The following is a 26,931-nucleotide window of genomic DNA, read 5'->3' as shown; positions in this document are numbered from 1 at the left end:
ACTCCTTCTACTTCTTGGACGACGGGTGCTTCGGGCGCTGCTGGCCCTTGCGCTGACCGGACTTGCCCTGGCCGGACTTGGCCTGGCGGGAACCCCCGGAGTTGGCCCTCGGCCGCGCGGGCTTGTCGCCCTGCTCCGAATCCTTGGCCTCTTCCTTGGCCTCGCCCTGCGGCTTCTTCTCCAGCGAGGTGGTGGGCTTCTCACCGGACTCGTCGGTGTCCGAGGTGTCGCCGGTGTCGGCGGAGTCCTCGGCGCTCTTGGCCGCTGAGTGCTGGGCCGCGGCGTGGCGCTTCGCCTTGGTCTGGCGCTTGGGCTGCTGACGCTTGGCGGCGGCGCCGCCCTCCACCTCGGCGGCGACGGTGTCGCTCTTGATCACGGTGCCGTCGGCCTGGGCGGCGAAGCCGGCCTTGGCCAGGCCCGAGAAGAAGCGGCGCTCGTTCTCGTTACGGTCCGCGCCCTTGGCGACGATGGCCTTGACCACGTTCTTCCGGCGGCGGCCGCGGACCTCGTCGTGCGACCCGACGCTCTTCAGCAGGCGCTGGAGGTAGGCGTCCTGGGCCTTGCTGCCCGGGGTGGGGTTCTGGCTGATCACGTACATCTGCTGGCCCATGGTCCACACGTTGGTGGTCAGCCAGTAGACGAGGACACCGACGGGGAAGTTGATGCCCATGACGGCGAAGATCAGCGGGAAGATGTACATGAGCATCTTCTGCTGCTGCATGTACGGCGTCTTCACCGAGAGGTCGACGTTCTTCATCATCAGCTGGCGCTGCGTGTAGAACTGCGAGGCCGACATCATGACGATCATGATCGCGGTCACGATGCGGACCGACGTGATCGAGGCGTCGAGAGCGGCGACCTCGGCGGCGCTGTCCGTGAACGTGGACGCCAGCGGGGCACCGAAGATGTGCGCCTGACGGGCGCTGTCGAGCAGCGACTGGTTGATGACACCGATCGTCTTGCCCTCGGCGATGCTGGAGAGCACCGAGTACAGGGCGAAGAAGAACGGCGACTGCGCCAGGATGGGAAGGCACGAGGAGAGCGGGTTGGTGCCCGTCTCCTTGTACAGCTTCATCATCTCTTCGGACTGACGCTGCTTGTCGCTCTTGTAGCGCTCCTGGATCGCCTTCATCTTCGGCTGGAGCGCCTGCATGTTCCGCGTCGACTTGATCTGCTTCACGAAGAGCGGGATCAGACAGATGCGGATCAGGACCACGAGGGACACGATCGACAGGCCCCAGGCCCAGCCCGTGTCAGGGCCGAAAATCTCCCCGTACAGCTTGTGGAACTGGACGATCACCCATGAGACAGGTGTGGTGATGAAGCTGAAAAAATTGGCAATCGTGTCCACTAATCAGGCTCCTTGAGCATTGGGCGGGGTCTCTGCGGCCGGGCTCGTCTCGGCGGGGGACCCGCCCTTGTCGCCGCGCAGGGCGTTCCGCAGCAGTTCATGCCAGCGCGGACGCTTGCGCGGAGGAACGTGGTCCACGCCGCCGGGCGACCACGGGTTGCACCGCAGAATGCGCCAGGCGGTCAGGGCAGTGCCCTTGATCGCGCCATGCCGGTCGATGGCCGTGAATCCATAGTGGGAACACGACGGGTAGTACCGGCAGACGGGCCCGAGAAGCGGGCTGATCGTCCACTGGTACAGCTTGATGAGAGCCAGCAGCGGGTACTTCATCGCGCGCCCCCTCCCAGGAGCCGCTGAAGAGCGGCGTCAAGGTCTCGGGCCAGCTGTGCGTGATCGGCGTCACCGGCTCCGGGCAACGCCCGTACGACCACCAGGCTACCGGGGGGCAGCTCGGACAGTCGTTCGCGGACGAGATGGCGCAGTCGTCGCTTCACCTGGTTGCGTACGACGGCACCGCCCACGGCCTTGCTCACGACGAAACCCGCACGCGTCGGGGAAGCGCTCTCCCCAGGCGCGTGCGGGTCCGGTGCACCGCTGTGTAGGTGGACGACGAGGAGCGGGCGACCGGCCCGGCGCCCTCGGCGTACCGCGGTTGCGAAGTCCTCGCGCCGCCTCAGCCGATTCTCGGTAGGCAGCACGTCATGACCTGTTTAAGCGGATCAGGCGGACAGGCTCGAACGACCCTTGGAACGGCGGTTCGCCAGGATGGCGCGACCGGCGCGCGTACGCATCCGCAGGCGGAAGCCGTGGGTCTTGGCGCGACGACGGTTGTTCGGCTGGAAGGTGCGCTTGCTCACTCGGGGGCTCCAGAAATGATTCGTAGATGGCGGGACATCGCCTGGCTGTCACCGTGCGCCCACGAGTAGCTCGCAATACGCCCGAGTGCACCGCTACACGATCACTGACCGTGATCTTTGCCCATCGGAGGCAGGCGGCAGCAGCCATCGACAACTCGACCACGTTACGGTACGCGCGGCTACGCCATCCGGTCAAACCGACCGATCACCAGGGTCCATTGTGCACAGGCTGTGGACAACGACTTGAACGAGGTCAGCTGCCACGACTACCGTGGCTGGACTCCTAAAACTTTTTTCCGTTCTGTCCTTACCTGTCCTGACGGACTTCGACCAACCGTCCCGAGAACCACACATTCGTGGGACCTGCGAGGAAGCGTGCCCTGTGGCTGACGTACCTGCCGATCTTGCCGCAGTGTGGCCACGCGTGCTCGAGCAACTCCTCGGCGAAGGCCAGCAGGGCATCGAGCCCAAGGACAAGCAGTGGATCGAGCGCTGCCAGCCTCTCGCACTGGTGGCCGACACCGCACTGCTCGCCGTACCCAACGAGTGGGGCAAGCGCGTCCTCGAAGGGCGCCTGGCCCCGCTCATCAGCGAGACCCTCAGCCATGAGTGCGGCCGCCCGATCCGGATCGCGATCACCGTCGACGACTCCGTCGGCGAGCCGACCCCGCCCGCCCCCCCGGTGCAGCAGCAGCCCCGCTACGACGAGCGGCCGCCGGCGGACTCGTACGACAAGTACGACGGCTACGGCCACCGGCCCCTGCCGGACGACGGCATGCCCACCGCGCGCCCCGCGTACCCGGACTACCAGCAGCAGCGCCCCGACCCGGGCGCCTGGCCGCGCAGCCAGGACGACCTCTCCTGGCAGCAGCCGCGCCTCGGGTCCTTCCAGGAGCGCGACCCGTACACCGGCCCGCGTCCGCAGCAGCCCCAGCAGCCCCGCTACGACGAGCGCCCGTCGGCCTACGACCAGCCGCAGCGGCCGGAACGGGCCGAGCTGCCCGACCCGCCGCGGCCGGGCCCCGGTCACGGTCCCCGCCCCGGCGGTCCTGGCGGACCCGGAGGACACGGCGGTCCCATGCCGGGTCACACCGGCGGCGGCACCGGCCCGGCCTCCGGGCAGGGGTCCGGCGCGCCCGGCGAGCAGCACGCGCGCCTGAACCCCAAGTACCTCTTCGACACCTTCGTCATCGGTTCCTCGAACCGGTTCGCGCACGCCGCCGCCGTCGCGGTGGCCGAGGCGCCGGCCAAGGCGTACAACCCACTCTTCATCTACGGGGAGTCGGGCCTCGGCAAGACGCATCTGCTGCACGCCATCGGGCACTACGCGCGGAGCCTCTACCCCGGCACGCGCGTGCGGTACGTGAGCTCGGAGGAGTTCACCAACGAGTTCATCAACTCCATCCGCGACGGCAAGGGCGACACCTTCCGCAAGCGCTACCGCGATGTGGACATCCTGCTCGTCGACGACATCCAGTTCCTCGCGAGCAAGGAGTCGACGCAGGAGGAGTTCTTCCACACCTTCAACACGCTCCACAACGCGAACAAGCAGATCGTGCTCTCCTCGGACCGGCCGCCCAAGCAGCTGATGACCCTGGAGGACCGGCTCCGCAACCGCTTCGAGTGGGGTCTGACCACCGATGTGCAGCCGCCCGAGCTGGAGACGCGGATTGCGATCCTCCGGAAGAAGGCGGTGCAGGAGCAGCTCAACGCCCCGCCGGAGGTACTGGAGTTCATCGCCTCCCGCATCTCGCGGAACATCCGTGAGCTGGAGGGCGCGCTGATCCGCGTGACGGCCTTCGCGAGCCTCAACCGGCAGCCGGTGGACCTCGGCCTGACCGAGATCGTCCTCAAGGACCTGATCCCCGGCGGCGAGGACTCGGCACCGGAGATCACCGCGCCGGCGATCATGGCGGCCACCGCCGACTACTTCGGCCTGACGGTCGAGGACCTCTGCGGATCCTCGCGCAGTCGCGTCCTGGTGACGGCCCGGCAGATCGCCATGTACCTGTGCCGCGAGCTCACCGACCTGTCCCTGCCGAAGATCGGCGCGCAGTTCGGCGGCCGCGACCACACGACCGTGATGCACGCGGACCGGAAGATCCGCGCGCTGATGGCCGAGCGCCGCTCCATCTACAACCAGGTCACCGAGCTCACCAACCGCATCAAGAACGGCTGACGGGCTCACTCAGCACCGCACGAAGGGCGCTCCGGGACACCTCCCCGGGGCGCCCTTCGCCGTCTGCGGGCGGGGATGTGCCTGGAGCGGGTCTTGAGCGGGTCTTGAGCGGGTTACGGGGCGCTCCGGGCGGGCTTCCTGGGGGGCCATGGCCGCCTTCCGGGGCGGCCTTGGACGTCCTTCCGGGCTGCCGGCGGCGTCGTCCACACGCCTGTGCGCGGCGGGGCTGTTCGATTACGGCGCCGCAGTAGCGCGTTCTCCACAGATTGGGGGATGATCTTCCGTCCACAGGGTGGGGAATCTCGAGTTATCCGGATCGCATCCACAGGTGGGCCGGGCCAGAGATCGACATCCCAGGTCAGAGGGGTGTGGATTTGTTGGCAACCTTGATCCACAGGTTGTGGATGAAATTTTCGTCCACAGGGCGCCCCGCATGTTGTCCACCGGCAACCCACAGGGCGCGGTCCGTTGCCCACAAGTTCTCCACACCCCTGTCCACTGTTCGGCAACGAAACGCCCGGCGTCACCGCGTCGAGTGAAAGCGGTCACACCAAGGGGGACGGTTGGGCTGTGGGGAACGTGGGTAAAGCTGGGGACAGCGCTGGGGAGAAGTCCCCTTGGCCTGTGCATCGGGTGTGCAGAACTTTCGGGTGTCCACAGAAACCCTGAGTTGTCCACCGGGTCCACCCACAGGGGCAGTGGACAAAAAACAGCTGCTGACCTGCGCAGATGGCGTTATCCACGGTTTCCACAGGCCCTACTACTACTGCCACATAGAGTTAGCCCGGAATCCGCTTCGAAGTGGGTCCTGTGCACAACTCGGGGCCGGAGCCTTCTCGAGCTCTTGTCGCGACTTGACCCCGAGCCGCACCGAGTGTCGGTGGCGTACGTCAGACTGGTTCCCGCAGTCGACGAAGAGCCAGCAACAAGCAGGAGGCGGTTCCGGTGAAGATCCGGGTGGAGCGCGATGTACTCGCGGAGGCGGTGGCCTGGGTGGCCCGCAGCCTCCCGGCCCGTCCGCCGGCGCCCGTACTCGCGGGCCTTCTGCTGAAGGCCGAGGACGGCGCGCTGAGCTTCTCGAGCTTCGACTACGAGGTCTCGGCCCGTGTCTCCGTCGAGGCGGAGGTCGAGGAGGACGGCACCGTCCTGGTCTCCGGCCGCCTGCTCGCCGACATCTGCCGCGCCCTGCCCAACCGCCCCGTCGAGATTTCCACAGACGGTGTACGGGCGACCGTGGTCTGCGGCTCCTCCCGCTTCACCCTCCACACCCTGCCTGTGGAGGAGTACCCGGCCCTGCCGGAGATGCCCACCGCGACCGGCACCGTGCCCGGTGAGGTCTTCGCCTCCGCCGCCGCGCAGGTCGCCATCGCCGCCGGCCGTGACGACACGCTGCCGGTGCTCACCGGTGTGCGCATCGAGATCGAGGGCGACACGGTCACCCTGGCCTCCACCGACCGCTACCGCTTCGCGGTCCGCGAGTTCCTGTGGAAGCCGGAGTCCCCCGACGCCTCCGCGGTCGCCCTGGTGCCCGCGAAGACGCTGCTGGACACCGCCAAGGCGCTCACCAGCGGCGACACGGTCACCCTGGCGCTCTCGGGCTCAGGCAAGGGCGAGGGCCTGATCGGCTTCGAGGGCGCGGGCCGCCGCACCACGACCCGGCTGCTCGAAGGCGACCTGCCGAAGTACCGGACGCTCTTCCCCACCGAGTTCAACTCGATCGCGGTGATCGAGACCGCCCCGTTCGTCGAGGCCGTCAAGCGTGTGGCCCTGGTGGCCGAGCGCAACACCCCGGTGCGGCTCAGCTTCGAGCAGGGCGTGCTGATCCTGGAGGCCGGCTCCAGCGACGACGCACAGGCTGTGGAGCGCGTGGACGCGCAGCTGGACGGCGACGACATCTCGATCGCCTTCAACCCGACGTTCCTGCTGGACGGCCTGAGCGCGATCGACTCCCCGGTCGCCCAGCTCTCCTTCACCACCTCCACCAAGCCCGCGCTGCTGAGCGGCAGGCCGGCCGTGGACGCGGAGGCGGACGAGGCGTACAAGTACTTGATCATGCCGGTGAGGCTCAGCGGCTGACGCCCGGGGTTCCTGCCGGGGGTCCGGGGGTCGCCCCCCGGGAAGACGCAGTATGCCGGTGAGGCTCTCTGGATGACCCGTCGGAGCAGGCGTCGGCTGAGCGGCCGACCCCACAGGTGTGCAACCGGGCCCGGGCGTAGGCTCGGACCCGGGTACACCGCACACGACGCTTAAGGAATCTCTGATGGAGCTCGGTCTCGTCGGTCTCGGCAAGATGGGCGGCAACATGCGTGAGCGCATCCGCCGCGCAGGCCACACCGTCATCGGATACGACCGCAACCCGGACCTCGCCGATGTCCACAGCCTGGAAGAGCTTGTGGGCAAGCTGAAGGGTCCGCGCGTCGTGTGGGTCATGGTTCCGGCCGGTGCCGCGACCCAGTCCACCGTCGACGAGCTCGCGAACCTGCTCTCCCCCGGCGACATCGTCGTGGACGGCGGCAACTCCCGCTGGACCGACGACGAGAAGCACGCCGAGGAGCTCGCCGCCAAGGGCATCGGCTTCGTCGACTGCGGAGTCTCCGGCGGTGTGTGGGGCCTGGAGAACGGCTACGCGCTGATGTACGGCGGCTCCGCCGAGGACGTCGCGAAGGTCCAGCCGATCTTCGACGCGCTCAAGCCCGAGGGTGAGTTCGGCTCGGTCCACGCGGGCAAGGTCGGCGCCGGCCACTTCGCCAAGATGGTTCACAACGGCATCGAGTACGCGATGATGCAGGCGTACGCCGAGGGCTGGGAGCTCCTGGAGAAGGTCGACTCCGTCACCGACGTGCGTGAGGTCTTCCGCTCCTGGCAGGAGGGCACGGTCATCCGTTCCTGGCTGCTGGACCTGGCGGTCAACGCGCTGGACGAGGACGAGCATCTGGACCAGCTGCGCGGGTTCGCCGCGGACTCCGGCGAGGGCCGGTGGACCGTCGAGGCCGCCATCGACAACGCCGTGCCGCTGCCCGCGATCACCGCCTCGCTGTTCGCGCGGTTCGCGTCGCGCCAGGACGACTCCCCGCAGATGAAGATGATCGCCGCGCTGCGCAACCAGTTCGGTGGCCACGCGGTCGAGTCCAAGAAGTAATCCACAGGCTGTGCACCCCACGGTGCACGGCAGCCGGGGGAAGGTCGGCGCCACCATGCATGTCACGCATCTCTCGCTGGCCGACTTCCGCTCCTACGCCCGGGTCGAGGTCCCGCTCGATCCGGGCGTCACCGCGTTCGTGGGCGCCAACGGCCAGGGCAAGACCAATCTGGTCGAGGCCGTCGGCTATCTCGCCACCCTCGGCAGCCACCGCGTCGCCTCCGACGCGCCGCTGGTCCGGATGGGGGCGGACCGGGCGATCATCCGCGCCGCCGTCACCCAGGGCGAGCGTTCCCAGCTGGTCGAGCTGGAGCTGAACCCGGGGCGGGCCAACCGCGCCCGTATCAACAGGTCCTCGCAGGTCAAACCCCGTGACGTGCTGGGAATCGTACGGACCGTGCTGTTCGCGCCCGAGGACCTGGCCCTGGTGAAGGGCGACCCCGGCGAGCGCCGGTGCTTCCTCGACGAACTGATCACGGCGCGCGCGCCGCGCATGGCGGGTGTGCGCTCCGACTACGAGCGGGTGCTCAAGCAGCGCAACACGCTGCTGAAGTCCGCGGCGATGGCGCGACGGCACGGCGGGCGTGGCATGGACCTGTCGACGTTGGACGTCTGGGACCAGCATCTGGCGCGCGCGGGTGCGGAGCTGCTCGCGCAGCGGCTGGATCTGATCGGTGTGCTGCAGCCGCTGGCCGACAAGGCGTACGAGCAGCTGGCGCCGGGCGGCGGACCGATTCTGCTGGAGTACCGGCCGTCCGCGCCGGGCCCCGGGCAGACGCGCGAGGAGCTGTACGAGCAGCTGATCGCCGCGCTGGCGGAGGTGCGCAAGCAGGAGATCGAGCGCGGGGTGACCCTGGTCGGGCCGCACCGGGACGAGCTGCTGCTCAAGCTGGGCGACCTGCCGGCGAAGGGGTACGCGAGTCACGGGGAGTCCTGGTCGTACGCGCTGGCGCTGCGGCTGGCCTCGTACGACCTGCTGCGGGCGGAGGGCAACGAGCCGGTTCTGGTCCTCGACGACGTCTTCGCCGAGCTGGACGCGCGGCGCCGGGAACGGCTCGCGGAGCTGGTGGCGCCCGGTGAGCAGGTGCTCGTGACGGCGGCGGTGGACGACGACGTGCCGGGGGTGCTCGCGGGGGTTCGGTACGAGGTCGCCGGGGGTTCGGTGGAGAGGCTGTGAGGTTGTGACCCAGAACGAAGCCGGTCCCGGCGACCCCGCCCCCAAGGCGCCCGAGCCCTCGGGCGTGGACCTCGCCCGGGTCGCGCTGCGCGCCGCCAAGGAGCAGGCGAAGGCGCGGGGCGCGGCCGCCCAGCAGAAGAAGCAGGCGCGGCGGGGCGGCGGCCTGCGGTCGGGCGCGCACGCCGACGGGCGGGACCCGATCGGTCTCGGCGCCGCGATCAACCGGCTCATCACCGAGCGCGGCTGGGAGACGCCGGCGGCGGTGGGCGGCGTCATGGGGCGCTGGCCGCAGATCGTGGGCGAGGACCTGGCGAAGCACTGCGTGCCGCTGAAGTACGACGACGAGCCGGAGCAGCGGGTACTGACGGTTCAGTGCGATTCGACGGCCTGGGCGACGCAGCTGAGGTTGTTGGCGCCGCGGTTGGTCGCGCGGCTGAACGAGGACCTTGGGCACGGGACGGTGCGGGTGATCAAGGTCCTGGGGCCCGGGGGGCCGCGGAAGGGGTACGGGCCGTTGCGGGCGCCGGGGTCTGTGGGGCCCGGGGACACGTACGGCTGACGCTGCCTGTGGGCTGAGGGCGCGCCCCGGGGTGCCGTGGTGCGGGCCTGGCCAGGGGTGCCCTGAGCCGTGAGGGCCGGGCACCGGTTGTGCGGGCGCCCGTGGGTGCCGTGGTGCGGGGCCCTGGCGCGGGGAGCGGCGTTCGTGGGCTGTGCCCACCCGTTCCGCCCTGCGGAACGATTGCCCACAGCGCGGTGCGGGCCGTTGCCCACAACGGGTCACAGCCCGAAGCGCTAGGTGGCCGTCAGGGGCGTTTGGGGGGCCTGCCTGGATATGGGGAGTCGTCTCGCTCCCGCTCAGGGCGGCACATGCGGACTCAGGTACCGGCAAACCCCCATTCATGTCGGCGCTACCGGTAGACTGGTGGACAATCCCGCCACCCTGCGGAACAAGTCGAACGACGCAGCCGCTCCCGTATGCCCGGAGAACGGCTTGTGCTGTGCCAGAAAGGGCGCTTCGTGGCCGATTCCGGCAACCCCAACGAGAACACTCCGTCCGCCAACGCTGCGTCGTACGACGCCAGCGCGATCACCGTCCTCGAGGGTCTGGACGCGGTCCGCAAGCGACCCGGCATGTACATCGGCTCGACCGGTGAGCGCGGACTCCACCACCTCGTGCAGGAGGTCGTCGACAACTCCGTCGACGAGGCCCTCGCCGGGCACGCGGACACGATCGACGTCACGATCCTGGCCGACGGCGGCGTGCGCGTCGTCGACAACGGTCGCGGTATCCCGGTCGACATGCACCCCGTGGAGAAGAAGCCGGCCGTCGAGGTCGTGCTGACGGTCCTGCACGCGGGCGGCAAGTTCGGCGGCGGTGGCTACGCCGTGTCCGGCGGTCTCCACGGCGTGGGTGTGTCCGTGGTCAACGCGCTGTCCACCAAGGTCTCCGTGGACATCAAGCGGGACGGCTACCGCTGGACGCAGGACTACAAGCTCGGTGTGCCGACCGCGCCCCTCGCCAAGCACGAGGAGGTCTCGGACTCCGGCACGACCGTGACGTTCTGGGCCGACCCGGACGTCTTCGAGACCACCGAGTACTCCTTCGAGACGCTCGCGCGCCGTTTCCAGGAGATGGCCTTCCTCAACAAGGGCCTCACCCTGACGCTGACGGACGAGCGCGAGTCCGCGAAGGCCACGGTCGGCGCCGACGACCCGGACGCGGAGGCCGCCGAGCCGGCCGCGCGCACGGTGCAGTACCACTACGAGGGCGGCATCGTCGACTTCGTGAAGTACCTCAACTCGCGCAAGGGTGAGCTGATCCACCCGACCGTCATCGACGTCGAGGCCGAGGACAAGGAGCGGATGCTCTCGGTCGAGATCGCGATGCAGTGGAACTCGCAGTACAGCGAGGGCGTGTACTCGTTCGCGAACACGATCCACACCCACGAGGGCGGCACGCACGAAGAGGGTTTCCGCGCCGCGCTGACGGGCCTGGTGAACCGCTACGCCCGCGACAAGAAGCTGCTGCGCGAGAAGGACGACAACCTCACGGGTGAGGACATCCGCGAGGGTCTGACGGCGATCATCTCGGTCAAGCTGGGCGAGCCGCAGTTCGAGGGCCAGACGAAGACCAAGCTGGGCAACACGGAGGCCAAGACCTTCGTGCAGAAGATCGTCCACGAGCACCTCAACGACTGGTTCGACCGTAACCCCGTCGAGGCCGCGGACATCATCCGTAAGTCGATCCAGGCGGCCACCGCGCGCGTGGCGGCCCGCAAGGCGCGTGACCTGACCCGCCGCAAGGGTCTGCTCGAGTCGGCGTCCCTGCCGGGCAAGCTGAGCGACTGCCAGTCGAACGACCCCACCAAGTGCGAGATCTTCATCGTCGAGGGTGACTCCGCCGGTGGTTCGGCGAAGTCCGGCCGTAACCCGATGTACCAGGCCATCCTGCCGATCCGCGGCAAGATCCTGAACGTCGAGAAGGCCCGGATCGACAAGATCCTGCAGAACACCGAGGTCCAGGCGCTGATCTCGGCCTTCGGCACCGGAGTCCACGAGGACTTCGACATCGAGAAGCTCCGCTATCACAAGATCATCCTGATGGCGGACGCCGACGTCGACGGCCAGCACATCAACACCCTGCTGCTGACCTTCCTCTTCCGCTTCATGCGTCCGCTGGTCGAGGCCGGTCACGTCTACCTCTCGCGCCCGCCGCTCTACAAGATCAAGTGGGGCCGGGACGACTTCGAGTACGCGTACTCGGACCGTGAGCGCGACGCGCTGGTCGAGCTGGGCAAGCAGAACGGCAAGCGGATCAGGGAAGACTCGATCCAGCGCTTCAAGGGTCTGGGCGAGATGAACGCCGAGGAGCTGCGCGTCACCACCATGGACCAGGACCACCGTGTCCTCGGCCAGGTGACCCTGGACGACGCGGCCCAGGCGGACGACCTGTTCTCGGTGCTGATGGGTGAGGACGTCGAGGCCCGGCGCTCGTTCATCCAGCGCAACGCCAAGGACGTTCGCTTCCTCGACATCTGAGTCGGTCTCAGCTGACCGTACGAAAGGACTGACGACCAGCAATGGCCGACGAGAACCCCCCTGTGACCACTGACGACGAAGAGATGCAGGTGCTGCGGATCGAGCCCGTCGGGCTCGAGACCGAGATGCAGCGCTCGTACCTCGACTACGCGATGTCCGTCATCGTGTCGCGTGCGCTGCCCGACGTCCGGGACGGCCTCAAGCCCGTCCACCGGCGCGTGCTGTACGCGATGTACGACGGCGGCTACCGGCCCGAGAAGGGCTTCTACAAGTGCGCCCGCGTCGTCGGTGACGTCATGGGTACGTACCACCCGCACGGCGACTCCTCCATCTACGACGCGCTCGTCCGCCTCGCCCAGCCCTGGTCGATGCGGATGCCGCTGGTGGACTCCAACGGCAACTTCGGTTCCCCGGGCAACGACCCGGCCGCCGCCATGCGGTACACCGAGTGCAAGATGATGCCGCTGGCCATGGAGATGCTCCGGGACATCGACGAGGAGACCGTCGACTTCCAGGACAACTACGACGGCCGGAACCAGGAGCCGACGGTCCTGCCGGCGCGCTTCCCGAACCTGCTGGTCAACGGCTCCGCCGGCATCGCCGTCGGTATGGCGACCAACATCCCGCCGCACAACCTGCGCGAGGTCGCGGCCGGTGCCCAGTGGGCGCTGGAGCACCCCGAGGCCACGCACGAGGAGCTGCTCGACGCGCTCATCGAGCGGATCAAGGGCCCGGACTTCCCGACCGGCGCGCTGGTCGTCGGCCGTAAGGGCATCGAGGAGGCGTACCGCACCGGTCGCGGCTCCATCACGATGCGCGCGGTCGTCGAGGTCGAGGAGATCCAGAACCGCCAGTGCCTGGTGGTCACGGAGCTGCCGTACCAGACCAATCCGGACAACCTCGCGCAGAAGATCGCCGACCTGGTGAAGGACGGCAAGATCGGCGGCATCGCCGACGTCCGCGACGAGACCTCGTCCCGGACCGGCCAGCGCCTCGTCATCGTGCTCAAGCGCGACGCCGTCGCCAAGGTCGTGCTCAACAACCTGTACAAGCACACCGACCTGCAGACGAACTTCGGCGCGAACATGCTGGCGCTCGTCGACGGTGTGCCGCGCACGCTCTCGCTGGACGCGTTCATCCGCCACTGGGTGACGCACCAGATCGAGGTCATCGTGCGCCGGACCCGCTTCCGGCTGCGCAAGGCCGAGGAGCGCGCCCACATCCTGCGCGGTCTGCTCAAGGCGCTCGACGCGATCGACGAGGTCATCGCGCTGATCCGGCGCAGCGACACGGTCGAGGTCGCGCGCGAGGGCCTGATGGGCCTGCTGCAGATCGACGAGATCCAGGCCAACGCCATCCTCGAGATGCAGCTGCGCCGACTCGCCGCCCTGGAGCGCCAGAAGATCGTCGCCGAGCACGACGAACTCCAGGCCAAGATCAACGAGTACAACGCGATCCTCGCCTCCGAGGAGCGGCAGCGGCAGATCGTCAGCGAGGAGCTGGCGCTGATCGTCGACAAGTTCGGCGACGACCGCCGTTCCAAGCTGGTGCCCTTCGACGGTGACATGTCCATCGAGGACCTGATCGCCGAGGAGGACATCGTCGTCACGATCACGCGTGGCGGCTATGTGAAGCGGACCAAGACCGAGGACTACCGCTCGCAGAAGCGCGGCGGCAAGGGCGTGCGCGGCACGAAGCTGAAGCAGGACGACATCGTCGACCACTTCTTCGTCTCCACCACCCACCACTGGCTGCTCTTCTTCACCAACAAGGGCCGGGTCTACCGGGCGAAGGCGTACGAACTGCCGGACGCCGGCCGGGACGCCCGCGGCCAGCACGTCGCCAACCTGCTGGCCTTCCAGCCGGACGAGCAGATCGCCGAGATCCTCGCGATCCGCGACTACGAGGCCGCGCCGTACCTGGTGCTCGCCACCAAGGGCGGTCTGGTCAAGAAGACCGCGCTAAAGGACTACGACTCCCCGCGCGCGGGCGGCGTCATCGCCATCAACCTCCGGGAGACGGAGGCCGGCGGCGACGACGAGCTGATCGGCGCCGAGCTGGTCTCGGCGGAGGACGATCTGCTGCTCATCAGCAAGAAGGCGCAGTCGATCCGGTTCACCGCGACGGACGACGCGCTGCGTCCGATGGGACGAGCCACGTCCGGCGTCAAGGGGATGAGTTTCCGCGAGGGCGACGAGCTGCTCTCGATGAATGTCGTCCGGCCGGGTACGTTCGTCTTCACCGCCACCGACGGTGGGTACGCGAAGCGGACCAACGTCGACGAATACCGCGTTCAGGGTCGCGGTGGCCTCGGAATCAAGGCCGCCAAGATCGTGGAGGACCGCGGTTCGCTCGTGGGGGCGCTGGTGGTCGAGGAGACGGATGAGATCCTCGCCATCACGCTGTCCGGCGGTGTGATTCGTACGCGAGTCAACGAAGTCAGGGAGACCGGCCGTGACACCATGGGCGTCCAGCTGATCAACCTGGGGAAGCGGGATGCCGTCGTCGGCATCGCGCGGAACGCCGAGGCGGGCAGCGAGGCCGAAGAGGTCGTCGAGGCCGACGCCGAGGCCGAGATCGGCGAAGGCGTCGAGGTCGCGACCGCGGCCGAGGCCGAGGGAGCCGAGGGCAACGAGTCCTCGGCCGGGGAGCACGAGGAGTAGAGCGTGAGTGGAGCCACGGGCGCCGATTCGGCGGCTGCCGGAGCTTCTGCTGGTGCTGGAGCGAACGGTGCCCGTGGCTCCGCCACGGACTCCCAGGGGGTTGCGGTGTCGGACAGCCGAGGGCAGGGGCCCTCGTACGAGACGTACAACGGGCCGCTGCCCGGCGAGCGCGCGGGTGCGCAGCAGCCGAGCGGGCCCTACCACCCGCCGCAGGCGTACGGCGCTCAGGCGCCGGCCGCCGGCCCGGCGGGCGGTCCGGCGGGTCCGGCGGGCGGTGTGGCCGGTGTCGGCGGTGTTGGGCAGAGCACGGGTGCCGTGCGTCGGCCGCGCACCGGGGCGCGTACCACGCCCCGTACGCGCAAGGCGCGGCTGCGGGTGGCGAAGGCCGACCCGTGGTCGGTCATGAAGGTGAGCTTCCTGCTCTCCATCGCGCTCGGCATCTGCACGATCGTGGCGGCTTCGGTGCTGTGGATGGTCATGGACGCCATGGGCGTCTTCTCGACCGTCGGCGGCACGATCAGCGAGGCGACGGGCTCGAACGAGTCCAACGGCTTCGATCTGCAGTCGTTCCTGTCGCTGCCGCGGGTCCTGATGTTCACCTCGGTGATCGCCGTGATCGACGTGGTGCTCATGACCGCGCTGGCGACGCTGGGCGCGTTCATCTACAACCTGTCGGCCGGTTTCGTGGGCGGTGTGGAGCTCACGCTGGCCGAGGACGAGTGACCTGCGGAAGGCCTGTGGGGGGCCGGTAGGAACCGATTTTGGGACTGGCCCCCACGTGCGCTAATCTTCAGGAGTCAGCGCGCGGGACACACTCCGCAGAGCGCGGCGGGGCTATAGCTCAGTTGGTTAGAGCGCATCCCTGATAAGGATGAGGCCACAGGTTCAAATCCTGTTAGCCCCACATCGAAGATCGGCCCGGACGGTTCACCCGTTCGGGCCGATTGCTTTTGGTGGGACCTGCCCGGCCTAGGTCACCGATCGGTATCGGTCGGTGTGTAGAGTGGGCGTCAGAAGTCTCCTACGTCAACGAAAGACGAGGTCGCGCGGTGAAGAAGCTTCTCCTGGTCGCACTGGCCGCCATCGGCGGGCTCCTCGTGTACCGCCAGATCCAGGCGGATCGCGCCGAGCAGGATCTGTGGACGGAGGCGACCGACTCCGTGCCCGCAGGTTCGGGTGTCTGAGTCGCAGATTGTCTGAGGGCGAAGCCCCGGCCGCGTTCGAGCGGCCGGGGCTTCGCGCTGTCCTGACCCCTGTCCTGGGCGCTGTCCTGACCACTGTCCTGAGGCTTCCGGGTGTGCTGTTTCAGGACCGTGACGCCACCCCTCTTGAGTTCGCTTGAGCAAATCACTAAGTTGCGAGAGCAAAGTTGAGTGATCGCGGTCAAGGGGGCGGGGCGTGAGCGTGCTGAGCGTGCTGAGAGTGCGACGAGTGGCGGCCGGGTGGGTGGTCGGGGCGTTGCCCGCCCTACTGCTCGCGCCGGCACAGGGAGCGGCCGCTGCCGACGGGGCGGGCCCGGGCGGCGGCAGCCTGGTGATGGTGCTCGACTCCTCCGGTTCCATGGGCGACGACGACGGTTCGGGCCGTACGCGGATGGAATCGGCCCGTACGGCCGTCGGCACCGTCGTCGACGGCCTCCCCGACGGTCATCCCACCGGCCTTCGGGTCTACGGCGCCGACCGGCCCCGGGGCTGCACGGACACCCGGCTCGTCCGCCCGGTCGCGCCGCTGGACCGGGCGGGGATCAAGTCCGCCGTGGCGGCCCTGAAACCCACCGGGGACACCCCCATCGGCCTCTCCCTCCAGAAGGCCGCCCAGGACCTTCCCCGGGCCGCCGGCGGGACGATCGGGACCCGCACGATCCTGCTCATCTCCGACGGCGAGGACAACTGCGGTGACCCCGCGCCCTGTGAGGTGGCCGCGCGGCTCGCCAAGGGCGGGATCGGCCTGCGGATCGACACGGTCGGCTTCCAGGTGAAGGGCGCCGCGCGCGGGCAGCTGGAGTGCATCGCCGAGGCGGGCAACGGCCGTTACTACGACGCGCCCGACGCCGACGCGCTGGCCCGGCAGCTCCAGCGGGCCGCGCAGCTCTCCGCCGACGGCTACCGGCTGCGCGGCGAACGGATCGCCGGTACGCCGACGAGCGACCGGGCGCCCGCGCTCGTACCGGGGCAGTACCTGGACTCCATCGGGCCCGGTGAGCGGCGGTACTACGCGGCCGACCTGGACGACGTCTCCACGGTGGACTTCGCGGCGACGGCCGTGCCGCAGCCCGGCGCGGCCGTCGACACCGTCGACGCGCTGGCCACCCGCCTCGTGTACGCCTCCGCCGGCGGCGAGGGCAGCTGCGCGACCAGCAGCGAGATGTTCCACCAGAACGAGGGCGCCGTGCCGCTGACCTCCGCCGTCGCCCGCGTCCCGACCGAGAAGCGGTACTCGACCTGCGACAAGGCGGGCCGCTACTGGTTCGTGGTCGAGCGCAGGAGCAAGCCCGATTCCGACGCGGCCCGCTGGCCGCTGGAGCTGGTCCTCGGCGTCGAGACACCGCTGCCGGCCGGAACGACCCCGGCGCAGTCCCAGCCGGAGTACGGCGCCGGCGGCAAGGACGCCGTCCTGCCCACCGGCGACCCGAAGGACGTCCGGGGCGGGACCGGCTTCAACGACGCCCGGGAGCTGGGGCGCGGCGTCTGGCGGGACCGTCTGCTGCCCTCCCAGACGCTCTGGTACAAGGTGCCGGTGGGCTGGGGACAGCAGCTGCGCTACGGCGTCGAGTTCGCCAACGAGCCGACCGGCGAGGGCTCTTCGTCGACGATCTCGTACGGCGGTACGCAGGTCTACACGCCCGCCCGGCACCCCGTGGGCGGCGGTACGGGCGAGTTCAGCTCCCGGACCTCGTACACCGGGCGGCCCGCCGCGCTCGGCATGGGGACGGTGCCGGTCGCCTGGACCAACCGGTACGAGAGCCACCCCGACGTCGTACCCGTGCACACCACGGGCGGTTTCTACATCGCCGTCACCCTGGGCGCGCAGGCGGCGGAGATCGCGGAGAACCCGCGGATCGCGATGGTGCTGCGGATCGCGGTCATCGGCGAGGAACTGTCGGGGCCCGCACACGGCGCGGCGTCGGTGGCGGCGGCCGGAAACCCCGACAAGCGGGGCGAATCGTCCGTGGCCGCAGACAGCGGTGGGACGGGCGGGGCAGGATGGACCGTCACCGAGGCCGCCGCGGCGGGTGGTGCGGCTGTCGTGCTGATCGCGGGGGTGGTGTTCCTCGTGCGGCGCGTACGGGGCGGGGCACAGGGCGGGGCACGGGGCGGGACAGCGACGGACACGAGGAGAGGCGCGTGAAGACGCAGCGCGTGAGGGTTCGAACGGGCATTGGCCGGGGCATGGGCTCGGGCCGGGGCCTGGCGGCGGCGCTGGGCGCGACGGTGTGCGCGGCCGTGTTCACGGCCGCGGTGCTGCCCGGCACGGCGTGGGCGGCCGGTGAGAACCCGTACGGGTTCGACGATGACGCCCAGCAGGTCAAGGGCGCCGCCTCCAGCCTGGACGCACGGCAGTTGAAGGCGGGTCAGAGCTACCGGGACGCCATCAAGAAGGACGGCAAGCTCTACTACCGGGTCGACCTCGACGACAGGCAGAACGCGTACGTCTCGGTGGTCGCCGTACCGAAGCCCGGCGGCAAGGCGGAGTACGGCGACGGCATCAAGGTGACCCTGCAGGACGGCTCCGGCACGCAGTGCGGCTACCAGGACTCCTCGTTCGAGTCGGCCACGTTCACCCGGCCCATCACCGCGTACGCCCACCGCACGATCGAGCCGGACAGCTCCTCCTGCCAGCAGGCGGGCGCGTACTACGTCCTCGTCGAGCGGACCACGAAGGCCGTCTCCACCCCCGACGACTGGGACCTGGAGATCCGGTACGTCCCCGAGCCGGGCGTGAAGAAGACCGGCCCCACCGAACTGCCCGAGAACTGGCCCTCCTCCTCGCCCCCGCCGCCGGCCGGCGGGCCGCAGAAGCGCCAGGGCGGTACGGGCTTCCACGACGCCACCTCACTGCGGCAGGGCGAGTGGCGCGCCGACATCAAGCCCGGGCAGACCCTGTTCTACCGGGTGCCCGTCGACTGGGGGCAGCAGGTCTTCGCCACGGCGGAGCTCGGCAGCAGCCCGACCGGCGCCACCGGCTACGTCCCCAACGCGCTGGTGCTCTCGCTCGACAACCCGGCCCGCGGCCACGTCGACCAGAACACCGTCAGCTACGACGGCAAGCCGGCGACGCTGGCGCTCGACCCGCACCGGCCGGTCGCCTTCGAGAACCGTTACTCCTCCAACAGCTACACCAACGCCCTGCGGTTCGCGGGCTGGTACTACCTGTCGGCCACGCTCAGCCCCGAGATCGTCAAGGAGTACGGGGACAAGCCGGTGCCGCTGACCCTGCGGGTGAACGTGACCGGCACGGCGAAGCCGGGACCCGCGTACGACGGTGACGCAGGCCCCTTCAAGGTGACCGCCGACGACCGGGACGCGGCCGCCAGCGGTGCGAGCGGGGCCGAGGCGGGGACGGACGACAGCATGGTCCTGGTCGCGGCGGCCGGCATCGGCGCCGGAACGGTGCTGGTCGTCGGGCTCGGCGTGTGGACCCTCGCGGGGCGGCGACAGGCGGCCCGCGAGGCGGAGCCGGCGGTACCGCCGGGCAGTTCGCCGGGCGGTCCGGGGGGTCCGCCGGGCGGTCCGCCGCAGTTCGGGCCGCCGACGGGCTGGTAGCGGGGGCCGCTGCCGGTCAGGCCTGGGTGAGCGCCCAGATGCCGACGGCGAAGCAGATCAGCGCGACGAACAGGACCGGGATCGCCACCTTCGGGGGCGGTCCCGGTCGCCTTGCCGGGGCCGAGGCCGAGGCCGGGGCGGATGGCGCAGCCTGGGCGGGAACCTGTCCGGCCTGAGCGGTGTACTGCCGAGTGGAAGCCGGTGGGTACGACACCCCGGCCGTGGGCGCCTGGGCCAAGCCCTGCGGCGGCGTGGAGGCGGCGACGACCGGCTGCGGGGGCGGCGGGGGCAGGTGGAAGCTGCCCGTCTCGGAAGGGCTCGGAACCGGCTGCTGGGGCTGTGGCGGTACGTCCACGGGGACGGCCGGAGCCTGTGGGGCCGTGTCCTGCGGAGCCGGGGCCGGGGCCGGGGCCTTCGGGGCCGGGGTCTCCGGGCCGTTCGGGCCGAAGCCGGCGGGCAGCGGGCCGATCTGGTCGAAGACCTCGACCGGCTCCTCGCCAGGCCGCGGCTCGGGCAGCATCTCGACCGCCGTGGTCAGCGCCTTGCGCACACCCGTGGCCGTCTTGAAGCGGGCCTGCGGGTCGGGCTGGAGCAGGCCGGCGAGGATCTGCCACAGCGGCTCGGGGATCCCCTCCGGGGCCCCGGGCGTCCCGTGCGTCATGAAGTACTCGATCAGCGCGCGGGAGTCCGGCTTCTGGCCCCGGAGCAGATAGAGCGCCACCAGACCGACCGCGAAGAGGTCGGCCGGGAAGTCCGGCTCCGCGCCGAGCATCTGCTCGGGCGCGAAGTAACCGGGCGTCCCCACCACGTAGTTGGTCTCCGTCAGGCGGGGCTCGCCCTTGCGCATGGAGATGCCGAAATCGGACAGCCGCAGATGCGGCCGCCCGGTTCCGGTGACGTCGAGCAGGATGTTCGCCGGCTTGATGTCGCGGTGCACGACCCCCTCCGCGTGCACCGCGGCAAGTCCGGAGAGCAGCTGGTCCAACAGGGTGCAGACGAAGCGCGGCGGCAGCGGCCCGTAGTCGCCGATGACGTGCGCCAGCGACCCGCCGGCCACCAGATCCATGGTGAACAGGACCTTGTCGTCGTCCGCGGCCCAGCTGGCCGGGGCGAGGACATGCGGGTGGTCGATCCGGAGCGCCTGCTCCCGCACGAAGCGGAGCAGCGTGTGGGCGTCGCTCTGCTGGAGCACCTTGGCCGCCACATAGCGGCGGCGCCGGTGGTCCCAAGCACGCCAGACCGCGCCTACGCCACCCCGTCCGATCGGGTCGATCAGCTCGTACCGACCAGCGAAGACCTCACCCATTGCGCTGCGCCCGCTCCCCGTCGTTCCTCGTCGGTCCGGCCGTGGCTGCCGGACCGGCTGCTCCGCGTCAGTTCTGGTGCGACTCGTAGTGGGCGACCGCGTCCGCGGTGCGTCCGGCGCCGTACACCCGGAGGAACTCTGCCAGTTCCGGGTGGGCGGGGGCGAGAGAGTCGGCCGCATCGATGATGTCGCCGGCCGCCGCTACGGAGCGCAACAGCGACTGGATCTCGCGGACCACCCGGCGGACGGTCGGCGCGCCCGAGCTGGTGGTGGTCTGGGCGGTGCCGGTGAGCACCGAGCCGCCCTGGGACTTCTTGATCACGTCCATGCGGTCGGTGGCCTCGGCAGCGCTGATGCTGCCGTCGGCGACCTGACCCGCGAGCTCCTGCAGGGCCTGGACGCGCTGGACGACGGCCGGGTTGCCGATCTTGGCCCGCTGGCCGCTCATCAATTGGGAGAGCATGGGTGCGGACAGGCCGAGCACAGCCGCGAGTCGGGCCTGATTCAGGCCGAGGTCGTCGATCAGCCGACGGAAGAGCGCCCCCAGCGGCTCTCCGTACCAACTGCGCTGAAGCTCCCGGGCTCTAGCCGTGGCTTCTTGCTGCACTGCGTCCATTACTTCTCCCCATCCCTTAGGTTCGCCACTGCGAACCCACGATCAGCATCTTACGGAGCGTGGTCGTCCACCGGGAGTCCCAATCCTTTTGCGGGAATGAGGGGGTGACCCGGTACTCTGTTCTCGTTCCGGGGCCTTAGCTCAGTTGGTAGAGCGCTGTCTTTGCATGGCAGATGTCAGGGGTTCGACTCCCCTAGGCTCCACCGGACAAGAGCCCCTCCGACCTGCGGAAACGCAGGCCGGAGGGGCTCTTTGTGTGTTCCGGGGTGCCGGGGCGGCACGGCCGAGTCCCGCCCGCGCTGCCACCCGGGTGGGGCGCTGCTGGTGATCCGGGGACTCACCGGGCCCGCGGTGCGCCGGGTCGGCCCGCGCGCAGGCTCCCGTCCCGCGGCGCGCATTGGGCCGGACGTGTGGTGTTCATCGGAAGAACTGCGCGGTGGCGGCGTCGCTCCGGGAAATCCGGATCCGCGTCCCCATCATGAGGAAGGTACGAAAAGCGCGCAATCCGAAATGAACCATCCGAGAACATCACAGAAGCAACGTCACGAAAGTGAGGGGCCATGGCCACCGCCAAGGTCAAGCAGTTCTGGACCGCCTTCATCTCCGTACTCTTCGCCCTGCTCGCCTCCGTCGGCCTGGCGTCCACCGCCACCGCCGCGCAGGCTCCCGCCGTCCAGCAGCCGGAGGAGCCGGCCGCCGCGTCCGCCGCCGCCACCGGAGCGCGTGCCGCCACCGTCTCCGTACCGGCACAACGGGCGGCGTACCAGTGGCCCACCACGGTCCGCGAGCGCTCGCTGCCGCCCACGATCAAGCAGCGCATCGGCGCCGAGGCGCACAACTCCTCGCCCTCCGTACGCCACCTGCGCGCCGACGCCCCGACCGAGACCGCGCTCACGGACCAGACGGAGCTGTCGGACCTGGCGCTCGCCGCGGCGGCGTAGGGCGCGGGGAGTCGAGTCGCTTCACTCCTCCCCACGTCCACCGCCATCGCGGAACGTCATCGCGGTCCGTACGTCATCGCGGTCCGTACGTCATGGCGGTCCGTACGTCATGGCAGTACGCCCTCGCAGTACGCCGTCCGAACGCGGAGGCACCCACGGTCAGCGACGCTCGTCGCGATCCGTGTCCACCTCGGTTTCGGATTCGGCCTCGGTCGTGGCTTCGGCCTCCTTGGCCTCCACCTCGGGATCGAGAGCACCACTGCCGTCGACGGACGACAGCGGCGAGGTCCGGGACGACGGTTCCGAAACGGCCTCATCGACCTCGGTAGGAGCGGGCGGTTCGACCAGCCAGTCCGGGTTGGCCTGCTTGTCCCACCACTTCCACGCACAGAAGACGCCGGCGGCCACCACGCCCAGGACCGCGAGTCCCGCGGCGACACGTCCGGCCTTGGCACGACGCTCGTGCTTGCGCACGAGCTTCTCGATCTCCTTCGGTGTCACCTGTCCGCGCAGCGCGGCCCAGGCGGCCACCGAGCGTGATCCGGCCTCGTCCAGAACGGGACCGGTAGCCGCGACCGCCTGCTCGACACGCGGCACGGTGTAGTCGGCCGCCTGACGGGCGGCCTTGCGGGTCACCCGCGCGGCGCGATGCGCGGCGTCGTCGACCCGCGGCGGTACATGCGGTGCGACATGGCAGTCGTACTGCACACGAGCTTGCTTACGGGCCTGCTGAGCGGCCTGTGAGACCTTCGGCGCGAGCCGGACCCGTGCCTCGTGCGCATAGCGCGCGGCCTGGTCCTTGGCCGTGCCGGCATACTGCGCGGCCTGCTCCTTGGCCGTGTCTGCATAGGGCGCCACCACTTCCGCGGCGTGCAGCACGCTGTCCTTGGCCGAATCGGTCGCGGCGCGCACGCTGTCCATCCGGGTCACGGGATCCTCCTACTCGGTGGCGGTGTCGGTTTTTCGCCTTTCCACCCTTTTCGAAATCATGCCTGCCCGATCGCGGTCCGGCATGCGGGGCGGGCATCCGGGGCATGGCCACGACTCTTCCGTGCGAGGATGCGATGCGCGTCAGCGGAGAACAGTGGGACTTACGGAAGGCGGACCGTGGCCGAGCAGCTCTACGCCACCCTCAGGACCAGCCAGGGCGACATCGAGATTCGGCTGCTGCCGAACCACGCCCCGAAGACGGTCAGGAACTTCACCGAACTCGCCCAGGGTGAGCGGGAGTGGACGAACCCGACCACCGGCAAGGTCGCCGCGGACCGGCTGTACGACGGCACCGTCTTCCACCGGGTCATCGAGGGCTTCATGATCCAGGGCGGGGACCCGCTGGGGAACGGCACGGGCGGGCCGGGCTACGAGTTCGCCGACGAGTTCCACCCCGAGCTCTTCTTCGACCGCCCCTACCTGCTGGCCATGGCCAACGCGGGACCGGGCACCAACGGCTCCCAGTTCTTCATCACGGTCGGCGCCACGACCTGGCTGAACCGCAAGCACACGATCTTCGGCGAGGTCGCCGGCGCGGAGAGCAGGAAGGTCGTCGACGCGATCGCGGCGGCGCCGGTCAACCCGAACACCAAGCGGCCGCTGAACGACATCGTCCTGGAGTCGGTCGTCGTCGAGACCCGCTGACCGGGGTCGAGACCTGCTGACCCGGGGTCGAGACCCGCTGACCGGGGGCCGAGACCTGCTGACCCGGGGCCGAGACCCGCTGACCGGGCGGCCCGTTCCGTACAGCCCGTCCGCACAGCCCGTTCCGTAAGGGAACCTTTCCGCCCCGCCCGTCCGTATCAGGAAGGCGGGGCGCTGCCTCGTCGCCCCATCTCCTCGGGAGGGACTCCATGGAGCCGCAGTCCGGCCCGCCGCGCTGTTACCGCCATCCGGACGTCGAGACAGGCATCCGCTGCACCCGCTGCGACAAGCCGATCTGCCCCCAGTGCATGATCTCGGCGTCCGTCGGCTTCCAGTGCCCGGACTGTGTACGGAACGGCTCCGGCACCGGCCACGCGCCCGACGCCAACCAGCCTCGTACGCTCGCCGGCGGCCGGGTCGCGTCGGACGGGCGCCTCGTCACCAAGATCCTCATCGCGATCAACCTCGCCCTCTTCATCGCCGTCCAGGTGGCCGGCGACCGGCTCGTGGACGAGCTGACGCTGATCGGTTACGCCTTCAGCCCGCCGCTCGGCGAGGTGGTGGGGGTCGCGGACGGTGAGTGGTACCGGCTGCTGACCTCGACCGTCCTCCACCAGGAGGTCGCCCACTTCGTCTTCAACATGCTGGGACTCTGGGTCATCGGCGGCATCGTCGAACCGGAGCTCGGCCGGATCCGGTTCGCCACGCTCTGTCTGCTCTCCGGACTGTCCGGCTCCGCCCTCGCCTATGTGGTGGCCGCGCCGAACCAGGCCTCGCTGGGCGCCTCGGGCGTCGTCTTCGGGCTGATCGGCGCCTGGGCGGTGCTCACCCGGCGGCAGCGGTACGACATGAGACCGGTGGCCCTCTTCGTCGCCCTGTCGCTGCTGCTGACCTTCACCAGGCCCGGGATCTCCTGGGAGGCGCACATCGGCGGTCTCGTCGGCGGCGCCCTGGTGGCCTACGGACTCCTGCACGCGCCGAAGGCCCGGCGGAATCTCGTCCAGTACGGCGCCTGTGGACTGGTGCTCCTGATCGATCTGGGCATGGTCCTGGCCCGCTCGGCCACGCTCACGTAAAGCTTTCCCCAGAGTTATCCACAGTGCGTGGTGGATCTTGTGCACCTCGTGCGGAACGACTCCGCCCCTCGCTCCTGAGCTGGGCTTTCCCAGCGGGAGCGAGGGGCGGGGTGGGTGCGGGGCGACGGTGCCGCGGTCACACCGGCGTCAACCTACCCTGGAGTTATCCACAGATCGTCGTAAGTTATCCAGTGCTGTGCACAACGCTGTGGATAAGTGATGGGCAAGGCTTGACGGGCGCTGTGGGCGCCCGCTACTTCCACTGTGTGGAGACGCCGAACCCGGCCGCGATGAAGCCGAAGCCCACCACGATGTTCCAGTTGTTGAGGGACTTCACCGGCAGCGAGCCGTCGGTGACGTAGAAGACGACGATCCACACGAGCCCGATGAGGAACAGCGCCAGCATCAGCGGTGCCACCCAGCTGCGGTTGGTCAGCTTGATGTTGGTGGCCTGCTTGGCGGGCGGGGGCGTGAAGTCGGCCTTCTTGCGGATACGTGACTTCGGCACGAGGGACTCTCCTGTCGATGCGCTGCGTGACCGCGCAGGGAACTGTGGCTGGCGCCGGGGTGGGACGGCTGGGTGACGTAGGAGGACCACTGCGTCCCCCGGGCGTCCGTTAGCGTAGTGCTTCCACGGCACCGAAGGGGATCAGGGTACGTTGAGCAATTCTGCCGACTCTTCCCCCGGGCCGGGCCGACCCTCCAGGTGGCGCCCCGTCCGGGTGCTGACAGCTGCCGTTTTCGCGCTGGCCGGGCTGATCTTCGTGACCAGCTTCAACACCGCCAAGGGCACCAACATCCGGACCGACGCCTCCCTGCTCAGGCTCTCCGACCTGATCCAGGAGCGCAGCCACAAGAACGCCGGTCTGGACGAGTCCACCGCCGCCCTGCGCGACCAGGTCGACGCCCTCGCCGCCCGCGACGACGGCTCCACGAGCGCCGAGGACGCGCGGCTGCGCGCCCTGGAGACGGCCGCCGGGACCACCGAGACGTCCGGGGCGGGCCTGACGGTCACCCTCAACGACGCCCCGCCGAACGCCCAGGCCGCCCCCGGCTACCCCGAGCCGCAGGCCAACGACCTCGTCATCCACCAGCAGGACCTCCAGGCGGTCGTGAACGCGCTCTGGCAGGGTGGCGCCCAGGGCATCAAGGTCATGGACCAGCGGCTCATCTCGACCAGCGCCGTGCGCTGTGTGGGCAACACCCTGATCCTCCAGGGCCGCGTCTACTCGCCCCCGTACAAGATCACCGCCGTGGGGGACCGGGGGAAGCTGGCCAAGGCGCTCGCCGACTCGCCGGCCTTGGAGAACTACCAGCTGTACGTGAAGGCCTACGGCCTCGGCTGGAAAGTGGACGAGCACAAGGCGGTGACTCTTCCCGGCTACTCGGGCACAGTGGATCTCCAATACGCGAAGCCGGTGAGCTGACGGGGCCGACGGAGCTGACGGAGCTGACGCCTGGGGGTTCGGATGCGGCTGATCGTCAGGACGTTCAGCGAGCTGTGCATCACCGTCGGGGCCGTGATCGTCCTCTTCGTCGTGTACGTCGTGTACTGGACCGGCGTCCAGGCGCAGAGCGCGACGGCCGGGCAGATCGACACCCTGGAACGGGACTGGGTGGACCGGCCGGTGGCCGACACCACCGCGGCTCCGCCGGCCCCCGAGCCGTACACGACCGGCCGGGGCATCGCCGTCATGTACATCCCCCGGCTCGGCAGGGACTGGGAGTGGCCCGTCCTGGAGGGCACGGCCCCCGACGTCCTGAAGAAGGGCCTCGGCCACTACCCCGCCACCGCCCGCCTGGGCGAGACCGGCAACTTCTCCGTGGCGGGCCACCGGCGGACGTACGGAGATCCGTTCAAGGACTTCCCCCGGCTGCGGCCGGGTGACGCGGTCGTCCTCACCGACGGCACGACCTGGTTCACGTACCGCATCGAGCGCGCCCCGTACCGGACCGTCCCCACCGACGTCGGCGTGGTCGACCCCGTGCCGCGCAAGTCCGGCTTCGACGGTCCGGGCCGCTATCTGACCCTCACCACCTGCGAGCCGGAGTGGGGCAGCAGCCACCGGCTGATCGCCTGGGCGCACCTCGACGCCACCCAGCCTGTGACGGACGGCAAGCCGCCGGCTTTGGCAGGGTGACCCCTCGACGATCCTTCGCCCCGTACTCTGGTCCCCGTACCGATCGGA

General features: G+C 69.6%; 24 protein-coding genes and 2 tRNA genes. 18 read left to right on the top strand and 8 right to left on the bottom strand.

From position 1 onward, the window contains the following. Positions 1-7: 7 nt before the first annotated feature. The 4 genes from yidC to rpmH are packed head-to-tail and all read right to left on the bottom strand — an operon-like array spanning position 8 to position 2,208. Positions 8-1,351: a membrane protein insertase YidC gene (gene yidC / locus Q5762_RS21490; protein ID WP_315893805.1), complete on the bottom strand. Its 1,344-nt coding sequence runs from the start codon at positions 1,349-1,351 to the stop codon at positions 8-10. A 3-nt stretch (positions 1,352-1,354) separates the two neighbouring features. Next, entirely contained in the window at positions 1,355-1,681 is a 327-nt protein-coding gene (gene yidD / locus Q5762_RS21485) for a membrane protein insertion efficiency factor YidD (RefSeq protein ID WP_315893804.1), read from the bottom strand. Further along, on the bottom strand, positions 1,678-2,049 hold the full coding sequence (gene rnpA / locus Q5762_RS21480; protein ID WP_315893803.1) for a ribonuclease P protein component: 372 nt from the start codon (positions 2,047-2,049) through the stop codon (positions 1,678-1,680). Before rnpA ends, yidD begins: the two co-directional genes overlap by 4 nt. A 21-nt stretch (positions 2,050-2,070) precedes the next feature. Beyond that, positions 2,071-2,208 carry a 50S ribosomal protein L34 gene (gene rpmH / locus Q5762_RS21475; RefSeq protein WP_060891143.1) on the bottom strand — a complete coding sequence of 46 codons (138 nt, stop codon included), beginning with the start codon at positions 2,206-2,208 and terminating at the stop codon, positions 2,071-2,073. 382 nt (positions 2,209-2,590) lie between these two features. On the opposite strand from rpmH, the gene dnaA reads away from it, so the two are divergent. The 12 genes from dnaA to Q5762_RS21415 all read left to right on the top strand — a co-directional run bounded on the left by dnaA (position 2,591) and on the right by Q5762_RS21415 (position 19,168). After that, positions 2,591-4,387: a chromosomal replication initiator protein DnaA gene (gene dnaA / locus Q5762_RS21470; protein WP_315893802.1), complete on the top strand. Its 1,797-nt coding sequence runs from the start codon at positions 2,591-2,593 to the stop codon at positions 4,385-4,387. 945 nt (positions 4,388-5,332) lie between these two features. Further along, on the top strand, positions 5,333-6,463 hold the full coding sequence (dnaN, locus tag Q5762_RS21465; RefSeq protein ID WP_315893801.1) for a DNA polymerase III subunit beta: 1,131 nt from the start codon (positions 5,333-5,335) through the stop codon (positions 6,461-6,463). Positions 6,464-6,647: 184 nt separating this feature from the next. Then, entirely contained in the window at positions 6,648-7,526 is an 879-nt protein-coding gene (gnd, locus tag Q5762_RS21460) for a phosphogluconate dehydrogenase (NAD(+)-dependent, decarboxylating) (RefSeq protein ID WP_315893800.1), read from the top strand. 55 nt (positions 7,527-7,581) lie between these two features. Beyond that, positions 7,582-8,703 carry a DNA replication/repair protein RecF gene (recF, locus tag Q5762_RS21455; RefSeq protein WP_315893799.1) on the top strand — a complete coding sequence of 374 codons (1,122 nt, stop codon included), beginning with the start codon at positions 7,582-7,584 and terminating at the stop codon, positions 8,701-8,703. A 4-nt stretch (positions 8,704-8,707) separates the two neighbouring features. Then, complete coding sequence (locus Q5762_RS21450) at positions 8,708-9,262, top strand: DciA family protein (protein ID WP_315893798.1); 555 nt, start codon at positions 8,708-8,710, stop codon at positions 9,260-9,262. A 434-nt stretch (positions 9,263-9,696) separates the two neighbouring features. Next, positions 9,697-11,742: a DNA topoisomerase (ATP-hydrolyzing) subunit B gene (gyrB, locus tag Q5762_RS21445; RefSeq protein WP_315893797.1), complete on the top strand. Its 2,046-nt coding sequence runs from the start codon at positions 9,697-9,699 to the stop codon at positions 11,740-11,742. 41 nt (positions 11,743-11,783) lie between these two features. Further along, the gene (gene gyrA, locus Q5762_RS21440; RefSeq protein ID WP_315893796.1) at positions 11,784-14,405 is read left to right on the top strand and encodes a DNA gyrase subunit A; all 2,622 of its coding nucleotides are present in this window, start codon (positions 11,784-11,786) and stop codon (positions 14,403-14,405) included. Positions 14,406-14,510: 105 nt separating this feature from the next. After that, positions 14,511-15,128, top strand: coding sequence for a DUF3566 domain-containing protein (locus Q5762_RS21435; protein WP_315893795.1), 618 nt, complete (start codon positions 14,511-14,513; stop codon positions 15,126-15,128). 107 nt (positions 15,129-15,235) lie between these two features. Continuing rightward, positions 15,236-15,309, top strand: a tRNA-Ile gene (locus Q5762_RS21430). 145 nt (positions 15,310-15,454) lie between these two features. Then, positions 15,455-15,589, top strand: a complete 135-nt coding sequence (locus tag Q5762_RS21425; protein ID WP_003958712.1) for a DLW-39 family protein — start codon at positions 15,455-15,457, stop codon at positions 15,587-15,589. A gap of 214 nt (positions 15,590-15,803) precedes the next feature. Next, a complete protein-coding gene (locus Q5762_RS21420) occupies positions 15,804-17,753 on the top strand; it encodes a VWA domain-containing protein (protein ID WP_399495221.1) in 1,950 nt (649 codons plus the stop codon). 41 nt (positions 17,754-17,794) lie between these two features. Then, positions 17,795-19,168 carry a hypothetical protein gene (locus Q5762_RS21415; protein ID WP_399495224.1) on the top strand — a complete coding sequence of 458 codons (1,374 nt, stop codon included), beginning with the start codon at positions 17,795-17,797 and terminating at the stop codon, positions 19,166-19,168. Positions 19,169-19,184: 16 nt separating this feature from the next. Here the strand turns inward: Q5762_RS21415 and Q5762_RS21410 are convergent, their stop codons facing one another. Continuing rightward, positions 19,185-20,474 (bottom strand): serine/threonine-protein kinase, encoded by a 1,290-nt coding sequence (locus Q5762_RS21410; protein WP_315893793.1) that lies wholly within the window; start codon positions 20,472-20,474, stop codon positions 19,185-19,187. Positions 20,475-20,541: 67 nt separating this feature from the next. Next, entirely contained in the window at positions 20,542-21,090 is a 549-nt protein-coding gene (locus Q5762_RS21405) for a DNA-binding protein (protein WP_315893792.1), read from the bottom strand. A gap of 130 nt (positions 21,091-21,220) precedes the next feature. Here Q5762_RS21405 and Q5762_RS21400 point away from each other — a divergent pair. Both Q5762_RS21400 and Q5762_RS21395 read left to right on the top strand, forming a co-directional pair. Then, positions 21,221-21,293 (top strand) — tRNA-Ala (locus Q5762_RS21400). A gap of 357 nt (positions 21,294-21,650) precedes the next feature. Further along, positions 21,651-22,031 (top strand): DUF6344 domain-containing protein, encoded by a 381-nt coding sequence (locus Q5762_RS21395; RefSeq protein ID WP_315893791.1) that lies wholly within the window; start codon positions 21,651-21,653, stop codon positions 22,029-22,031. Between the two features lie 159 nt (positions 22,032-22,190). On the opposite strand, the gene Q5762_RS21390 is transcribed toward Q5762_RS21395, so the two are convergent. Beyond that, positions 22,191-22,961, bottom strand: a complete 771-nt coding sequence (locus Q5762_RS21390; RefSeq protein ID WP_315893790.1) for a DUF5324 family protein — start codon at positions 22,959-22,961, stop codon at positions 22,191-22,193. Positions 22,962-23,138: 177 nt separating this feature from the next. On the opposite strand from Q5762_RS21390, the gene Q5762_RS21385 reads away from it, so the two are divergent. Further along, positions 23,139-23,666: a peptidylprolyl isomerase gene (locus tag Q5762_RS21385; protein ID WP_315893789.1), complete on the top strand. Its 528-nt coding sequence runs from the start codon at positions 23,139-23,141 to the stop codon at positions 23,664-23,666. 209 nt (positions 23,667-23,875) lie between these two features. After that, positions 23,876-24,742 carry a rhomboid family intramembrane serine protease gene (locus tag Q5762_RS21380; RefSeq protein ID WP_315893788.1) on the top strand — a complete coding sequence of 289 codons (867 nt, stop codon included), beginning with the start codon at positions 23,876-23,878 and terminating at the stop codon, positions 24,740-24,742. Between the two features lie 253 nt (positions 24,743-24,995). On the opposite strand, the gene crgA is transcribed toward Q5762_RS21380, so the two are convergent. Further along, positions 24,996-25,250 carry a cell division protein CrgA gene (gene crgA / locus Q5762_RS21375; protein WP_315893787.1) on the bottom strand — a complete coding sequence of 85 codons (255 nt, stop codon included), beginning with the start codon at positions 25,248-25,250 and terminating at the stop codon, positions 24,996-24,998. 151 nt (positions 25,251-25,401) lie between these two features. Between crgA and Q5762_RS21370 the strand changes: the two genes are divergently transcribed. Both Q5762_RS21370 and Q5762_RS21365 read left to right on the top strand, forming a co-directional pair. Continuing rightward, positions 25,402-26,169, top strand: coding sequence for a DUF881 domain-containing protein (locus Q5762_RS21370; RefSeq protein WP_315893786.1), 768 nt, complete (start codon positions 25,402-25,404; stop codon positions 26,167-26,169). A gap of 42 nt (positions 26,170-26,211) precedes the next feature. Then, positions 26,212-26,883, top strand: coding sequence for a class E sortase (locus Q5762_RS21365; RefSeq protein WP_315893785.1), 672 nt, complete (start codon positions 26,212-26,214; stop codon positions 26,881-26,883). Positions 26,884-26,931 lie beyond the last annotated feature (48 nt).

The organism is Streptomyces sp. P9(2023), from assembly GCF_032436795.1.
Classification (GTDB): Bacteria; Actinomycetota; Actinomycetes; order Streptomycetales; family Streptomycetaceae; genus Streptomyces.
Note: the sequence above shows the minus strand (reverse complement) of the source record. Positions and strands in the feature narration are given on the sequence as shown.

Excerpts from the sequence above, each read along its gene's own strand:
- gyrA (WP_315893796.1), top strand. The coding sequence starts at position 11,784 with ATGGCCGACGAGAACCCCCCTGTGACCACTGACGACGAAGAGATGCAG.
- Q5762_RS21405 (WP_315893792.1), bottom strand. The coding sequence starts at position 21,090 with ATGGACGCAGTGCAGCAAGAAGCCACGGCTAGAGCCCGGGAGCTTCAG.
- Q5762_RS21380 (WP_315893788.1), top strand. The coding sequence starts at position 23,876 with ATGGAGCCGCAGTCCGGCCCGCCGCGCTGTTACCGCCATCCGGACGTC.
- Q5762_RS21365 (WP_315893785.1), top strand. The coding sequence starts at position 26,212 with ATGCGGCTGATCGTCAGGACGTTCAGCGAGCTGTGCATCACCGTCGGG.
- yidD (WP_315893804.1), bottom strand. The coding sequence starts at position 1,681 with ATGAAGTACCCGCTGCTGGCTCTCATCAAGCTGTACCAGTGGACGATC.
- gnd (WP_315893800.1), top strand. The coding sequence starts at position 6,648 with ATGGAGCTCGGTCTCGTCGGTCTCGGCAAGATGGGCGGCAACATGCGT.
- Q5762_RS21410 (WP_315893793.1), bottom strand. The coding sequence starts at position 20,474 with ATGGGTGAGGTCTTCGCTGGTCGGTACGAGCTGATCGACCCGATCGGA.
- Q5762_RS21395 (WP_315893791.1), top strand. The coding sequence starts at position 21,651 with ATGGCCACCGCCAAGGTCAAGCAGTTCTGGACCGCCTTCATCTCCGTA.
- recF (WP_315893799.1), top strand. The coding sequence starts at position 7,582 with ATGCATGTCACGCATCTCTCGCTGGCCGACTTCCGCTCCTACGCCCGG.
- Q5762_RS21415 (WP_399495224.1), top strand. The coding sequence starts at position 17,795 with ATGGGCTCGGGCCGGGGCCTGGCGGCGGCGCTGGGCGCGACGGTGTGC.